The organism is Pseudomonas sp. A-RE-22 (assembly GCF_019956035.1).
Lineage (GTDB): Bacteria > Pseudomonadota > Gammaproteobacteria > Pseudomonadales > Pseudomonadaceae > Aquipseudomonas > Aquipseudomonas brassicacearum.
This window is the reverse complement of sequence record NZ_JAHBCZ010000075.1, coordinates 1-13,025: the sequence shown is the minus strand read 5'-3', so window position 1 is coordinate 13,025 and position 13,025 is coordinate 1. Positions and strand designations below refer to the sequence as shown.

16 protein-coding genes and 1 pseudogene are annotated in these 13,025 nt (G+C 63.0%); 8 read left to right on the top strand and 9 right to left on the bottom strand.

The window, feature by feature from the left end:
* The 6 genes from KGA89_RS27355 to cysG all read left to right on the top strand — a co-directional run.
* Positions 1 to 1,939: FtsK/SpoIIIE family DNA translocase (locus KGA89_RS27355; RefSeq protein ID WP_223473021.1), on the top strand; the 1,939-nt coding region annotated here is incomplete at its 5' end.
* A gap of 57 nt (positions 1,940 to 1,996) precedes the next feature.
* Positions 1,997 to 2,620: an outer membrane lipoprotein chaperone LolA gene (lolA, locus tag KGA89_RS27350; RefSeq protein WP_003203330.1), complete on the top strand. Its 624-nt coding sequence runs from the start codon at positions 1,997 to 1,999 to the stop codon at positions 2,618 to 2,620.
* A 227-nt stretch (positions 2,621 to 2,847) separates the two neighbouring features.
* Entirely contained in the window at positions 2,848 to 4,173 is a 1,326-nt protein-coding gene (locus tag KGA89_RS27345; protein WP_018608521.1) for a replication-associated recombination protein A, read from the top strand.
* Positions 4,170 to 4,544: a fluoride efflux transporter CrcB gene (gene crcB / locus KGA89_RS27340; RefSeq protein ID WP_013693703.1), complete on the top strand. Its 375-nt coding sequence runs from the start codon at positions 4,170 to 4,172 to the stop codon at positions 4,542 to 4,544. Before KGA89_RS27345 ends, crcB begins: the two co-directional genes overlap by 4 nt.
* Before the next feature lie 15 nt (positions 4,545 to 4,559).
* Positions 4,560 to 5,840 (top strand): serine--tRNA ligase, encoded by a 1,281-nt coding sequence (serS, locus tag KGA89_RS27335; RefSeq protein WP_003203323.1) that lies wholly within the window; start codon positions 4,560 to 4,562, stop codon positions 5,838 to 5,840.
* Positions 5,841 to 7,235 (top strand): siroheme synthase CysG, encoded by a 1,395-nt coding sequence (gene cysG / locus KGA89_RS27330; protein WP_003203321.1) that lies wholly within the window; start codon positions 5,841 to 5,843, stop codon positions 7,233 to 7,235.
* A gap of 119 nt (positions 7,236 to 7,354) precedes the next feature.
* On the opposite strand, the gene KGA89_RS27325 is transcribed toward cysG, so the two are convergent.
* The 8 genes from KGA89_RS27325 to KGA89_RS27290 all read right to left on the bottom strand — a co-directional run bounded on the left by KGA89_RS27325 (position 7,355) and on the right by KGA89_RS27290 (position 11,571).
* On the bottom strand, positions 7,355 to 8,359 hold the full coding sequence (locus tag KGA89_RS27325) for a glutathione S-transferase family protein (protein WP_027912001.1): 1,005 nt from the start codon (positions 8,357 to 8,359) through the stop codon (positions 7,355 to 7,357).
* Positions 8,360 to 8,447: 88 nt separating this feature from the next.
* Entirely contained in the window at positions 8,448 to 9,449 is a 1,002-nt protein-coding gene (locus tag KGA89_RS27320; protein ID WP_046064134.1) for a glycosyl transferase family protein, read from the bottom strand.
* On the bottom strand, positions 9,446 to 9,781 hold the full coding sequence (locus tag KGA89_RS27315; RefSeq protein ID WP_046064135.1) for a TusE/DsrC/DsvC family sulfur relay protein: 336 nt from the start codon (positions 9,779 to 9,781) through the stop codon (positions 9,446 to 9,448). The genes KGA89_RS27320 and KGA89_RS27315 overlap by 4 nt, the downstream gene beginning before the upstream one ends.
* Positions 9,778 to 10,071, bottom strand: a complete 294-nt coding sequence (tusB, locus tag KGA89_RS27310) for a sulfurtransferase complex subunit TusB (RefSeq protein WP_003203312.1) — start codon at positions 10,069 to 10,071, stop codon at positions 9,778 to 9,780. The genes KGA89_RS27315 and tusB overlap by 4 nt, the downstream gene beginning before the upstream one ends.
* Positions 10,071 to 10,433, bottom strand: a complete 363-nt coding sequence (gene tusC, locus KGA89_RS27305) for a sulfurtransferase complex subunit TusC (protein ID WP_014337699.1) — start codon at positions 10,431 to 10,433, stop codon at positions 10,071 to 10,073. Before tusC ends, tusB begins: the two co-directional genes overlap by 1 nt.
* Positions 10,433 to 10,825, bottom strand: a complete 393-nt coding sequence (tusD, locus tag KGA89_RS27300; protein ID WP_003203307.1) for a sulfurtransferase complex subunit TusD — start codon at positions 10,823 to 10,825, stop codon at positions 10,433 to 10,435. Before tusD ends, tusC begins: the two co-directional genes overlap by 1 nt.
* Before the next feature lie 147 nt (positions 10,826 to 10,972).
* Positions 10,973 to 11,308 (bottom strand): DUF6388 family protein, encoded by a 336-nt coding sequence (locus KGA89_RS27295; protein WP_003203305.1) that lies wholly within the window; start codon positions 11,306 to 11,308, stop codon positions 10,973 to 10,975.
* Positions 11,309 to 11,310: 2 nt separating this feature from the next.
* Positions 11,311 to 11,571 carry a hypothetical protein gene (locus tag KGA89_RS27290; RefSeq protein WP_003203303.1) on the bottom strand — a complete coding sequence of 87 codons (261 nt, stop codon included), beginning with the start codon at positions 11,569 to 11,571 and terminating at the stop codon, positions 11,311 to 11,313.
* Between the two features lie 141 nt (positions 11,572 to 11,712).
* On the opposite strand from KGA89_RS27290, the gene KGA89_RS27285 reads away from it, so the two are divergent.
* Positions 11,713 to 12,063, top strand: a complete 351-nt coding sequence (locus KGA89_RS27285; protein ID WP_013693699.1) for a hypothetical protein — start codon at positions 11,713 to 11,715, stop codon at positions 12,061 to 12,063.
* A gap of 161 nt (positions 12,064 to 12,224) precedes the next feature.
* Here KGA89_RS27285 and KGA89_RS27280 read toward each other — a convergent pair whose 3' ends face one another.
* Positions 12,225 to 12,656, bottom strand: coding sequence for a GNAT family N-acetyltransferase (locus KGA89_RS27280; protein WP_223473020.1), 432 nt, complete (start codon positions 12,654 to 12,656; stop codon positions 12,225 to 12,227).
* 164 nt (positions 12,657 to 12,820) lie between these two features.
* Here KGA89_RS27280 and ggt point away from each other — a divergent pair.
* Positions 12,821 to 13,025 (top strand): annotated as a pseudogene (ggt, locus tag KGA89_RS27275) (gamma-glutamyltransferase); the annotation flags it as partial.

Below are 13,025 nucleotides of genomic sequence, written 5' to 3'. Positions count from 1 at the left end.
GGCCAGGAACGCCCTGAACATCCAGGGCAGCACGCTGCTGTTCATCGCCCTGTTCCTGTTCGGCCTGACGGTGTTCACCGACCTGTCATGGTTCAAGGTCATGGACGTCACCGGCAAGATCACCCTCGACCTGATCGAGCTGATCCAGGGCGCCATGAATCGCTGGTGGGCGGCGCGCACCGAGCGCAAGCAACTGGTGGCGCAACTGCGTGAAGTCGACGACCGTGTCCACGACGTGGTAGCCCCGACGACGCCGGACAAGCGCGAGCAGGCCAAGGTCAAGGAGCGCCTGATCGAGCGTGAGCAGGCGTTGAGCAAGCACATGTCCGATCGCGAGAAACAGGTGCCGCCGGTCATCACCATGGCCCCGGCCAAGCCGCCCGAGCAAAGCAAGCGCGTCCAGAAAGAGAAACAGGCGCCGCTGTTCGTCGACAGCGCGGTGGAAGGCACCTTGCCGCCGATCTCGATCCTGGACCCGGCCGAGAAGAAACAGCTCAACTACTCGCCCGAATCCCTGGCGGCCGTCGGCCATTTGCTGGAGATCAAGCTCAAGGAGTTCGGCGTCGAGGTCTCGGTGGACTCGATTCACCCGGGCCCGGTCATCACCCGCTACGAAATCCAGCCGGCCGCCGGCGTGAAGGTCAGCCGCATCTCCAACCTCGCGAAAGACCTGGCGCGTTCCCTGGCCGTGACCAGCGTGCGGGTGGTGGAAGTGATTCCCGGCAAGACCACCGTGGGCATCGAGATTCCCAACGAAGACCGGCAGATCGTGCGCTTCTCCGAAGTGCTGTCGACGCCTGAGTACGACAACCACAAGTCGCCGGTCACCCTGGCCCTGGGCCACGACATCGGCGGCAAGCCGGTCATCACTGACCTGGCGAAAATGCCCCACCTGCTGGTGGCCGGTACCACCGGTTCCGGTAAGTCGGTGGGCGTGAACGCGATGATCCTGTCGATTCTGTTCAAGTCAGGTCCCGAAGACGCCAAGCTGATCATGATCGACCCGAAAATGCTCGAGCTGTCGATCTACGAAGGCATCCCGCACCTGCTCTGCCCGGTGGTCACCGACATGAAGGACGCCGCCAACGCCTTGCGCTGGAGCGTCGCCGAGATGGAGCGCCGCTACAAGCTGATGGCGAAGATGGGCGTGCGCAACCTGTCGGGCTTCAATGCCAAGGTCAAGGAAGCCGAAGAGGCCGGTACGCCGTTGAGCGACCCGCTGTATCACCGCGAAAATATCCACGACGAAGCGCCGCTGCTGCACAAGCTGCCGACCATCGTGGTGGTGGTGGACGAATTCGCCGACATGATGATGATCGTCGGCAAGAAGGTCGAAGAGCTGATCGCCCGTATTGCCCAGAAGGCCCGTGCGGCCGGTATCCACCTGATCCTCGCCACACAGCGGCCGTCGGTGGACGTGATCACCGGCCTGATCAAGGCCAACATCCCGACCCGCATGGCGTTCCAGGTGTCGAGCAAGATCGACTCGCGGACCATCATCGACCAGGGCGGTGCCGAGCAGCTGCTTGGTCACGGTGACATGCTCTACATGCCGCCGGGCACCAGCCTGCCGATCCGTGTGCATGGCGCGTTCGTCTCCGACGACGAAGTGCACCGCGTGGTGGAGGCCTGGAAACTGCGTGGCGCTCCTGAATACAACGACGACATCCTCAACGGTGTCGAAGAAGCCGGCAGCGGTTTCGAGGGCAGCAGCGGCGGCGGTGACGACGATGCTGAAACCGATGCGCTCTATGACGAAGCGGTGCAATTCGTCCTGGAAAGCCGCCGGGCCTCGATTTCTGCCGTTCAGCGCAAGCTGAAGATTGGCTACAACCGCGCCGCCCGCATGATCGAAGCCATGGAAATGGCCGGGGTGGTGACGGCCATGAACACCAACGGCTCGCGCGAAGTACTGGCGCCGGGCCCGATGCGCGACTAACGACCCGGGCGGCCTGCTGACAGACCGCTCGACCCCCACGACTTCATGAGGACTCCCATGCGCCTGATTCGCATGTTGCTGTTGCCCGTACTGGCCTTGTCTACTTTGTCGGCCCACGCCGGCGAAAAGGACGTGGCTCGCCTGACCCAATTGCTGGGAGGCTCCCAGACCCTGACCGCGCGTTTCTCCCAGTTGACCCTCGATGGCAGTGGTACCCAGTTGCAGGAAACCGCTGGCGACATGGCCCTGCAGCGTCCAGGCCTGTTCTACTGGCACACCGATGCGCCAGCCGAGCAATTGATGGTCTCAGATGGCAAGAAAGTTTCCCTGTGGGACCCGGACCTGGAGCAGGTAACCATCAAGACCCTCGACCAGCGCCTGACCCAGACGCCGGCGCTGCTGCTCTCCGGTGACATTTCCGAGATCAGCCAGAGCTTCGAGATCACCTCCAAGGAGGCCGGTGGCGTGATTGACTTCACCCTCAAGCCCAAGACCAAGGATAGCCTGTTCGACAGTCTGCGCCTGTCGTTCCGTAACGGCCTGGTCAACGACATGCAACTGATCGACAGTGTCGGCCAGCGCACCAATATCCTGTTCACCGGGGTCAAGGCCAACGAGCCGATCGCCGCGTCCAAGTTCAAGTTCGATATCCCCAAGGGTGCGGACGTGATCCAGGAATAAACCAAGACCCGCTGTGGGAAATGGCCTGTAGGAATGGCCTGTAGGGATGGTCTGTGGGAATTGGTCTGTGGGAGCAAGGCTTGCCCGCGATACAGGCACCTCGGTGTATCTGGTAGACCGAGGCGATGCAGTCGCGGGCAAGCCTTGCTCCCACAGGTCTGCTCCCACAGGTCTGCTCCGGCAGAGATCATCGGCACCAGGATTCAGTGGAGGTTGCATAAGTAGTGATGGACCTGTTTCGAATCGCCCCGATTGCCCAGCCCTTGGCCGCCCGCCTGCGCGCGACCAACCTGGATGAGTACGTCGGCCAGGAGCATGTGCTCGCCCGCGGCAAGCCTCTGCGCGAGGCCTTGGAGCAGGGTGCCTTGCACTCGATGATCTTCTGGGGCCCGCCGGGCGTGGGCAAGACCACCCTGGCGCGGCTGCTGGCGGAAGTCTCGGACGCCCATTTCGAAACGGTGTCGGCGGTACTGGCCGGGGTCAAGGAAATCCGCCAGGCGGTGGAAGTGGCCAAGCAGCAGGCCGGGCAATACGGCAAGCGCACGATCCTGTTCGTCGACGAAGTCCACCGTTTCAACAAGTCCCAACAAGACGCGTTCCTGCCCTACGTCGAAGACGGTACGCTGATTTTCATCGGCGCGACCACCGAAAACCCCTCGTTCGAACTCAACAACGCCTTGCTGTCGCGGGCGCGGGTCTATGTGCTCAAGAGCCTCGACGAGGCGGCGATGCGCAAGTTGGTGCATCGCGCGCTGACCGAGGAGCGCGGCCTGGGCAAGCGGCATCTGAGCCTCAGCGATGAAGGCTTCCAGATCCTGTTTTCAGCCGCCGATGGCGATGGCCGGCGCTTGCTCAACCTGCTGGAAAACGCCTCGGACCTGGCAGAAGACGACAGCGAGATCGGCGTCGAGCTGCTGCAAAGCCTGCTGGGTGACACCCGTCGGCGCTTCGACAAGGGCGGCGAGGCGTTCTACGACCAGATTTCGGCGTTGCACAAATCCATCCGCGGTTCCAACCCCGACGCGGCCTTGTACTGGTTTGCGCGCATGATCGACGGCGGCTGCGATCCGCTGTACCTGGCGCGGCGGGTGGTGCGCATGGCCAGCGAAGACATCGGCAATGCCGACCCGCGGGCCCTGAGCCTGTGCCTGGCAGCCTGGGACGTGCAGGAGCGCCTCGGCAGCCCGGAAGGCGAGCTTGCCGTGGCCCAGGCGATCACCTACCTGGCCTGCGCGCCGAAAAGCAACGCCGTGTACATGGGTTTCAAGGCGGCGATGCGCAGCGCTACCGAGCACGGTTCCCTCGAGGTGCCGCTGCACCTGCGCAACGCGCCGACCAAGCTCATGAAGCAGCTGGGCTACGGCGAAGAATACCGTTACGCCCACGATGAGCCGGACGCCTATGCCGCCGGCGAAGACTATTTTCCCGATGAACTCGAACCCCAGCGCTTCTATCAGCCGGTGCCTCGTGGCCTGGAGCTGAAGATCGGCGAGAAGCTCAACCACTTGGCGCAACTGGACCGCTTGAGTCCACGGCAGCGGAGAAAACCTTGATCCCCTTGATTCTTGCAGTTTCCGCCGGTGGCGTTGCGGGTACGTTGGTGCGCTTCGCGACCGGCAACTGGATCAACGCAAATTGGCCGCGGCACTTCTATACCGCGACGCTGGCCGTTAATATCGTGGGCTGTCTGCTGATCGGTGTTCTATACGGTCTGTTTTTGATGCGCCCGGAAGTGCCTATCGAGGTGCGTGCGGGCCTGATCGTCGGCTTTCTTGGCGGCCTGACGACCTTTTCATCCTTTTCACTGGATACGGTGCGCTTGCTGGAAAGCGGGCAAGTGCCGCTGGCCCTGGGCTATGCGGCCATCAGCGTATTCGGCGGGCTGCTCGCCACCTGGGCTGGCCTGTCCTTGACCAAACTTTGATAACGAGAGACCGACATGCTCGATTCCAAACTGTTACGTAGCAACCTTCAGGACGTAGCGGACCGCCTGGCATCCCGTGGCTTTGCCCTGGACGTCGCGCGCATCGAAGCGCTGGAAGAACAGCGCAAGACCGTCCAGACCCGCACCGAAGCCCTGCAGGCTGAACGTAACGCGCGCTCCAAGTCCATCGGCCAGGCCAAGCAGCGCGGTGAAGACATCGCGCCGCTGATGGCTGATGTCGAGCGCATGGCGGGCGAATTGAGCGCCGGCAAGGTCGAGCTGGACGCGATCCAGACCGAGCTGGATTCGATCCTGTTGGGCATCCCGAACCTGCCTCACGAATCGGTGCCGGTCGGTGAAGACGAAGAGGGCAACGTCGAAGTGCGCCGTTGGGGCACGCCGAAAGCCTTCGATTTCCCGGTCCAGGACCACGTGGCCCTGGGCGAGAAATTCGGCTGGCTGGACTTCGAAACCGCCGCCAAGCTGTCGGGCGCTCGTTTTGCCTTGCTGCGCGGGCCGATTGCCCGCCTGCACCGGGCCCTGGCGCAGTTCATGATCAACCTGCACGTCACCGAGCATGGCTACGAAGAGGCCTACACGCCTTACCTGGTCCAGGCCCCGGCCCTGCAAGGTACTGGCCAGTTGCCGAAGTTCGAGGAAGATCTGTTCAAGATCAGCCGCGAAGGCGAGGCAGACCTGTACCTGATCCCGACCGCCGAAGTGTCGCTGACCAACATCGTGGCCGGCGAAATCGTCGACGCCAAGCAACTGCCGATCAAGTTCGTTGCCCACACGCCGTGCTTCCGCAGTGAAGCCGGGGCGTCGGGCCGTGACACCCGTGGCATGATCCGCCAGCACCAGTTCGACAAGGTCGAGATGGTGCAGATCGTCGAGCCTTCGAAGTCCATGGAAGCGCTGGAAAGCCTGACCGCCAACGCCGAGAAGGTCTTGCAGCTGCTGGAACTGCCGTATCGCACCCTGGCGCTGTGCACCGGCGACATGGGCTTCAGTGCGGTCAAGACCTATGACCTGGAAGTCTGGATCCCGAGCCAGGACAAGTACCGCGAGATTTCCTCGTGCTCCAACTGCGGCGACTTCCAGGCCCGCCGCATGCAGGCGCGTTTCCGCAACCCGGAAACCGGCAAGCCGGAACTGGTCCACACCCTCAATGGCTCCGGCCTGGCGGTGGGGCGTACCCTGGTGGCGGTGCTGGAAAACTACCAGCAGGCCGACGGTTCGATCCGTGTGCCTGAAGTGTTGAAGCCCTACATGGGCGGCATCGAGGTCATCGGCTAAATGGACTATTTGCCACTGTTCCACAACCTGCGCGGCAGCCGCGTGCTGGTGGTCGGCGGTGGGGAGATTGCCTTGCGCAAGTCCCGCCTGCTGGCCGATGCCGGCGCGTTGCTGCGGGTGGTCGCACCCGACATCGAACCGCAGTTGCGGGAACTGGTCAGTGGCAGCGGCGGCGAGTGCCTCCAGCGCGGTTACCTTGAAACGGACCTGGACGGTTGCGGGCTGATCATTGCCGCTACCGACGACGAACCGCTCAATGCCCAGGTCTCGGCTGACGCTCATAAGCGTTGTGTGCCGGTCAACGTGGTGGACGCGCCGGCGCTGTGCAGCGTGATCTTCCCGGCGATCGTCGACCGCTCACCGTTGGTGATCGCGGTGTCCAGCGGCGGCGACGCGCCGGTGCTGGCGCGGCTGATCCGGGCCAAGCTGGAAACCTGGATTCCGTCGACCTACGGGCAGTTGGCTGGGCTGGCGGCGCGTTTTCGCAGCCAGGTCAAAGGCTTGTTTCCCGATGTGCAGCAACGACGGGCGTTCTGGGAAGAAGTGTTCCAGGGTCCTATCGCCGACCGGCAACTGGCCGGGCAGGGCGCTGAAGCCGAGCGCCTGCTGCGGGAAAAAATCGATGGCCAGGCGCCGGACGCGCCGGGCGAAGTTTATCTGGTGGGCGCCGGGCCGGGCGATCCGGACCTGTTGACCTTCCGCGCCTTGCGCTTGATGCAACAGGCGGACGTGGTGCTGTACGACCGCCTGGTGGCGCCGGCGATCCTGGAGCTCTGCCGGCGCGACGCCGAGCGCATCTACGTCGGCAAGCGCCGTTCCGAACATGCCGTACCCCAGGACCAGATCAACCAGCAATTGGTGGACCTGGCTCGCCAAGGCAAGCGCGTGGTGCGGTTGAAGGGCGGTGATCCGTTCATCTTCGGGCGCGGCGGCGAGGAGATCGAAGAGCTGGCGGCCCATGGCATCCCGTTCCAGGTCGTCCCGGGCATCACCGCGGCCAGTGGTTGCGCGGCCTACGCCGGAATCCCGCTGACCCATCGCGACTACGCCCAATCGGTGCGTTTCATCACCGGCCATCTCAAGGACGGCACCAGCGACCTGCCATGGGCCGACCTGGTCTCTCCGGCCCAGACGCTGGTGTTCTACATGGGCTTGGTCGGCCTGCCGATGATCTGCAGCGAGCTGATCAAGCATGGCCGTGCGGCGGATACGCCAGCGGCGTTGATCCAGCAGGGCACGACGTCCAACCAGCGGGTATTTACCGGCACTTTGGCGGACTTGCCACGGCTGGTGGCCGAGCACGAAGTGCATGCGCCGACCCTGGTGATTGTTGGGGAAGTGGTGCAGTTGCGCGAGAAGCTGGCGTGGTTTGAAGGGGCTCAAGGCCAGGTCTGAAACCGTGTTGTCCCGATTGCGAGCAAGCTCGCTCCCACAGTGGACCGTGTTTGAATACAGTCCAATGTGGGAGCGAGCTTGCTCGCGATGAGGCCCTCAAATACAGCGAAAACCCAGGTTCAATCCCCAGCCCCACGCCAAATCCCTTTCCCACTCAACCTTCCCCGATCATGGGCGACCGTAAGGTCCTGCTTCGGCCCCTTGGGCACGATCCCATTGGGGTTGATGGTCTTGTGGCTGCCGTAGTAATGGCCTTGGATGTGGGTGAAATCCACGGTCTCGGCAATGCCTGGCCACTGGTACAACTCCCGCAGCCAGTTCGACAGGTTCGGATAATCGGCGATGCGCCGCAGGTTGCATTTGAAGTGGCCGAAGTACACCGCGTCGAAGCGGATGATCGTAGTGAATAGGCGAATATCCGCCTCGGTCAGGTATTCGCCAGCCAGGTAACGGCGGGTTGCCAGCAACGCTTCCAGCCAATCCAGTTCGGCAAATAGCCGGTCGAAGGCTTCTTCATACGCGGCTTGGGTCGTGGCGAATCCGGCACGGTACACACCGTTGTTCACCGCCGGGTAGATCCGCTCGTTCAAGGCGTCGATATCGCGGCGCAGGTGTTCGGGATACAGGTCCAGGTCGTTGCCAGTCAAGTCGTCGAAGGCACTGTTGAACATGCGGATGATTTCCGCCGATTCATTGTTGACGATGCGTTGTTGGCGTTTGTCCCACAGCACCGGCACGGTAACGCGGCCAGTGTAGTCCGGCGTGTCGGCGGTGTAGCGCTGATGCAGGAAGCTCAGGTTGTCGAGTTTGTCGCCAGTGGAGCCGTGGGTCTTGTCGAAGGTCCAGCCGTTTTCCAACATCAGGTAGCTGACCACCGACACATCGATCAAGTCTTCCAGGCCCTTGAGCTTGCGCAAGATCAGCGTGCGGTGCGCCCAGGGGCAGGCCAGGGACACGTACAAATGGTAGCGCCCGGCCTCGGCGGCAAAACCGCTGTCGCCCGAAGGGCCGGCGCTGCCGTCGGCAGTCACCCAGTGACGGCGTTGCGCCTGTTCGCGCTGGAAGGTGCCGTCCTTGCTTTCATACCACTGATCCTGCCAGCGGCCCTCGACTAACAAACCCATCTCGATCTCCTCGGCCAATAAACGTTGGAGGCGAGTCTATTCCGATAGGTTCGGAGTAAAAGCGCAAAGGTTGGGCGCTAATGATCGGTTAAATCGAACGATCCCGGGCATCCCAATACTGCCGGGCTTTGTCGAACGCTTCTTCGCGCGCCAGGCCCAGGCCACGCAAGGCCAGGGCCATGGTGGCGATCAGCGCCAGTTGTGGGTAGCTGTCCTCGACGTCGCCACGCCAGATCGCCTTCAAGTGCTCGGGATCGAGGTTTTCCGGTTTGACGTGGCGCTGCTCGGCCAATCGCGGCCATTCTTCGTCCCAACTGACGCCGCCGGTGGTGCCGTACAAGTGGCTGTCGGCGTCCGGGTTGATTTCGATCTCGCCGCCGTCGCCCTTGATGACGATGGCGGTATCACCGAGCAAGCCGCTGGCATCGCGGTGCACGGCCTGATAGCCCGGGTGGAAGATGCTTTGCAAGCCGCACCGGGCGGCCAGCGGGTTGAGGATGCGTGCCAGGGAGTGGATCGGCGAGCGCAGGCCCAGGGTGTTGCGCAGGTCAATCATCCGCTGCATCTGCGGCGCCCAGTCCACCAGCGGCATGAAGGCCAGACCGCCGTTGTCCAGCGCGCTGCCGACCTGCTGCCAATCCCGGCACAGTGGGATCTGCAACAAACCCAGCAATTGTTCGGTGTAGAGCCGGCCTGCCGTATGAGCGCCACCGCCGTGCATGAAGATCCGCACGCCGTTCTGCCCAAGGCACTTGGCCGCCAGCAGGTACCACGGCAAATGGCGCTTCTTGCCGGCGTAGGTCGGCCAGTCGAGGTCCACCGCCAACGCCGGGACCACCAGGCGTTCACGCAGGGCCTCGGTGAAACCGGCCATCTCCTCGGCACTTTCTTCCTTGTGTCGCAGCAACATCAGGAAGGCGCCTAGCTGGGTGTCCTCGACCTTTTCGTCGAGCACCAGGCCCATGGCTTCGCGGGCTTCTTCGCGGGTCAGGTTGCGGGCACCGCGCTTGCCTTTGCCAAGGATGCGCACGAACTGGGCGAACGGGTGTTCGGCCGGGGTCTCAAGGGTCAGCGATGGGAAGTCGGTCATAAGCAATTCGTCGGTTTGGGCAGGCCCGCCAGCTTGGCGGCGAGTTTGGCGGGAGTGCCTTTGAACAATCGGTTCAGGTGCAGGCTATTGCCTTTGTCCGCGCCCAGTTTCAGTGCCGTGTACTTGATCAGCGGTCGGGTCGCGGGGGAGAGCTGGAATTCGTTGTAGAAGCCGCGCAGCAGTTCGAGGATTTCCCAGTGTTCGGGGCTCAGCTCGATGTCTTCGGCGGTTGCCAGGGCCGTGGCGACCTCGGCCGACCAGTCGTCAAGGTCGGCCAGGTAGCCGTCCTTGTCCAGCGCGATGGCGCGGTCGCCCACGTTCAGCGTCTTCATAGCCAGGTGTTGACCTTGTCGTGCTCGATCGACAGCTCGACGAAACCTGAGTAGTTGATGGCTTCGGCCCAGTCTGGCGTGTCCAGGGCGCGGGCCTGGAGGTCTTCGGCGAGCACGAACAGGTTCACGCCAGCGGCCTGCAGCACCTCAAACGGTGGGCTGCCCGGTTGCAACGCGTACGTCGCGTCGCCGCACAGCAGCAGCGCATCCTGATTGCCCAGTACCCGCAGGCAACTGGCGAGGCGGTTATCGCCGAAGGGCGAATGAGACAACACATGCAAAGTCGACATCAGAGGGTGATCACCTGGTCGTAACGGTCAATGAGCGCGGCGATTTGCGGCGCGGTCAGAGCTTTCACGTCGCCCAGCGCCAAGGTATCGGTGGCGATACCTCGTTCGGCGGCGCTGTCGGCACAGAGGAACAGGTCCTCGACGCCGAACATCGGCAACGCCTGCAGGTTGGCGCTCAGGTCCTTTTGCTGGACCGCCTTGGCGTTTTGGCCGGCGGTGAGCTGGAACACCCCGTCATCGAGAAACAGCAGGCCGATCGGCAGGTCGAACGCACCGCCGGCCAGGACGATGTCCAGCGCTTCACGGGCACCGGGGCCGGACCATGGGGCCTGGCGGCTGATGAGCAATAAAGACTTGGCCATCACGCGCCTCCAAAGCAGATCAAACGGTCGGCGTCCTGGATCGCATCGTGCAACTGGCCCAGCCCGGACAAGGCCCAGGGCGCCTCGACACTGGCCGCCGAACGCTGGTAGCGCTGGGCCTCTTCCTCGTTCAACACCCCACGACGCAACGCCGCCGCGATGCAGACCACGCCGTCGAGCTGGTTGTCGCTGACAAAGGTTCGCCATTGCCGGGGCAGGTCCTGTTCGTCCTGGGGCGTGACGACACTGGCGCAGGCGTTATAGACGCCGTCCTGATAGAAAAACAGCCGCACGATCTCATGCCCGCCCGCCAGCGCAGCCTCGGCAAACAGCAGGGCACGGCGCGAGGAGGGCGCATGGGCGGCGGAAAACAGCGCGATGGCGAACTTCATGACAGACCCGATCAGCAAAACTGCGGCCATGATAAAGCTTTATGGGCGGTGGGGCGATTGCCAGGGAAGGGGGCGAGACCTGTTTGGTTCAGGGGCATTTAAAGAATGCTCCTGCTCGGCAGCTCCTACAGGCCACAGGGAAAGTGCTCAGTCCTGGAGTTTGAGGCCATGCAACTCGCAATACTCCGCCCATTCCATCCCCGCCATCTCCGCCACTTCCTTGTGCACTTCCAGGCGCTGGGCCTGGTAGTCCTGGGGTGAGGCGGCGGTCAGTTGCAGGGTCAGTTCCCAGGCAAACAGGCCCAGGCGCTCGGCCTCGGCTTCGAAGGCTTCATGCAACCGCTCGGCGCGGTACTGCGCGGCGGTCTCGCCCTTGGCCTGGGCCAGCAGCGGGTTGAGGTGGTCCAGCTCGACGCGCAGCTCGGGGCGCTCGTCGAGGAATTTTTCCAGGGCTCGTTCGTGTTGCTGTTCGGTTGCCGCCATGGTCACTCCTTGGGGGATGCAGACTGCTTCTTGCTGGCCTTGGCCGCAGCCGCCAGGCATTCGAGGGCGAACTGTTCGGTGTAGGTCATCTGGATCGGCGTGGTTTCACCCTTGACGGTGCGTTCGCCGTCGAGGATGTAGCGAATCCGCTTGTCGGTGACGCCGAGGCGCTTGGCGATCCAGGACGGTGTCTGGCCGATCTGGCTGATCAGTTTGTCGGCGTATTCGGCGGTGGGTTTGTAGAATTCGGCGTTGGGGGTCATGGGGTGTTCCGCGTGGCTGGTGGCAATGGCGCGACAGGGTGCGCGAATCGCAGGCCGATGTCCCGTGTAAATTTCAGTAAAGCAGCACGAAGGCCCGGGCCGCAGTGCTACAGTCCGTTTTTTTCTTGATGAGTGAACGCAATGCGAATGTTGACCGTGGCCCTGGCCGCAACCTTGCTGGCCGGCTGCGCGGGTTCGGCGATGAACGAGGCCCGGACCCAGGCCCCTTACAAGACCCTGACCTCGGACAAACCCGAACAGGTCGTGGCCCAGTGCGTGCAGTTCTCCTGGCAGGACGAAGCGGTGTTTGGTGTCGATGCCGGCGCCTACCTGCAACCGGGCAAGAAGGGCGGCTCGACGGTCTACACCCGCTCTGCCGAATCGTTTGTCGATCTGCATGCCGGTGCGACAGGCACCGAGTTGAGTTATTACGCCAAGCATGACGACTTCGTGGCCAAGCGCCGGTTGGCGGCGTTGGCGACGTGTCTTTAAGCAGATAGGCCGATCGCGAGCAGGCTCGCTCCCACAGAGGATTGGCGGTGAATCCGGCCCCCTTGTGGGAGCGAGCTTGCTCGCGATGGCGGTGGGTCAGACGACAGTGTTGACTGCTAGATGGTTATCGCGAGCAAGCTCGCTCCCACAGGGTTTGCGTTTCAATCTGTAGGCGTCAGGCGCTTCTGGAAGAAGAAGTGCTGGTGGCCTGGCGGGTAGTCGTCGATCTGGCCGATTTCCGTGAAGCCGTGTTTGCGGTAGAACTCCGGCGCCTGGAAGTCGAAGGTGTCCAACCAGATGCCCACGCAGTTTTTCTCCCGGGCCAGTTCTTCGGCCATCTGCATCAGGGTCGAGCCCGTGCCCTGGCCCCGGGCCTGTTCCGGCACCACCAGCAGCTCGATATACAGCCAGCCGAAAAACACTCGGCCGTAGAGCCCCCCAACGATTTCGTCCTGTTCGTCCCGCACCAGCCAAGCCACCAGTTCAGGCACCGTCCCGCCGGTCTTGGCCGTGTTATAGGCGCGTAGCGGGGCGAGGATGGCTTGGCGTTCTTCGTCGGTGGGCGTGTCCGTGCGTTCGATTCGTAGCGTCATCGGCGATGTCCTTATGCAGTCAAGATGAACCGCAGGAGCCTATCTCAAAGGCTACCGTGGCGTCACCCGGTGGACGGGAGAACAGGCGCATTACGCAAACCAGGCCATACTAGCTAGTTGCTTGATGCGATCCCCGACTTTTTAAAACAAGAAGAGGCCGACTCATGAAGTTCGAATCCTTTGCCCGGACCCTCATTGCCACCACCCTGACCCTCAGCTGTTTGTATGCCCAGGCCGCCTCCCAGGCGCCAGTGGCCGCCGAGAACGGCATGGTGGTCACCGCCCAGCACCTGGCGACCCACGTGGGTGTCGATGTGCTCAAGAGCGGCGGCAATGCCGTGGATGCGGCGGTGGCGGTGGGGTATGCCC

Coding starts and splice junctions, on each gene's coding strand:
- KGA89_RS27320 (WP_046064134.1), bottom strand. CDS start 9,449: ATGACCGACTTCCCATCGCTGACCCTTGAGACCCCGGCCGAACACCCG.
- KGA89_RS27280 (WP_223473020.1), bottom strand. CDS start 12,656: ATGACGCTACGAATCGAACGCACGGACACGCCCACCGACGAAGAACGC.
- KGA89_RS27285 (WP_013693699.1), top strand. CDS start 11,713: ATGCGAATGTTGACCGTGGCCCTGGCCGCAACCTTGCTGGCCGGCTGC.
- KGA89_RS27295 (WP_003203305.1), bottom strand. CDS start 11,308: ATGGCGGCAACCGAACAGCAACACGAACGAGCCCTGGAAAAATTCCTC.
- KGA89_RS27315 (WP_046064135.1), bottom strand. CDS start 9,781: ATGAAGACGCTGAACGTGGGCGACCGCGCCATCGCGCTGGACAAGGAC.
- tusD (WP_003203307.1), bottom strand. CDS start 10,825: ATGAAGTTCGCCATCGCGCTGTTTTCCGCCGCCCATGCGCCCTCCTCG.
- cysG (WP_003203321.1), top strand. CDS start 5,841: ATGGACTATTTGCCACTGTTCCACAACCTGCGCGGCAGCCGCGTGCTG.
- serS (WP_003203323.1), top strand. CDS start 4,560: ATGCTCGATTCCAAACTGTTACGTAGCAACCTTCAGGACGTAGCGGAC.
- tusB (WP_003203312.1), bottom strand. CDS start 10,071: ATGTCGACTTTGCATGTGTTGTCTCATTCGCCCTTCGGCGATAACCGC.
- tusC (WP_014337699.1), bottom strand. CDS start 10,433: ATGGCCAAGTCTTTATTGCTCATCAGCCGCCAGGCCCCATGGTCCGGC.
- KGA89_RS27290 (WP_003203303.1), bottom strand. CDS start 11,571: ATGACCCCCAACGCCGAATTCTACAAACCCACCGCCGAATACGCCGAC.
- lolA (WP_003203330.1), top strand. CDS start 1,997: ATGCGCCTGATTCGCATGTTGCTGTTGCCCGTACTGGCCTTGTCTACT.
- KGA89_RS27325 (WP_027912001.1), bottom strand. CDS start 8,359: ATGGGTTTGTTAGTCGAGGGCCGCTGGCAGGATCAGTGGTATGAAAGC.
- KGA89_RS27345 (WP_018608521.1), top strand. CDS start 2,848: ATGGACCTGTTTCGAATCGCCCCGATTGCCCAGCCCTTGGCCGCCCGC.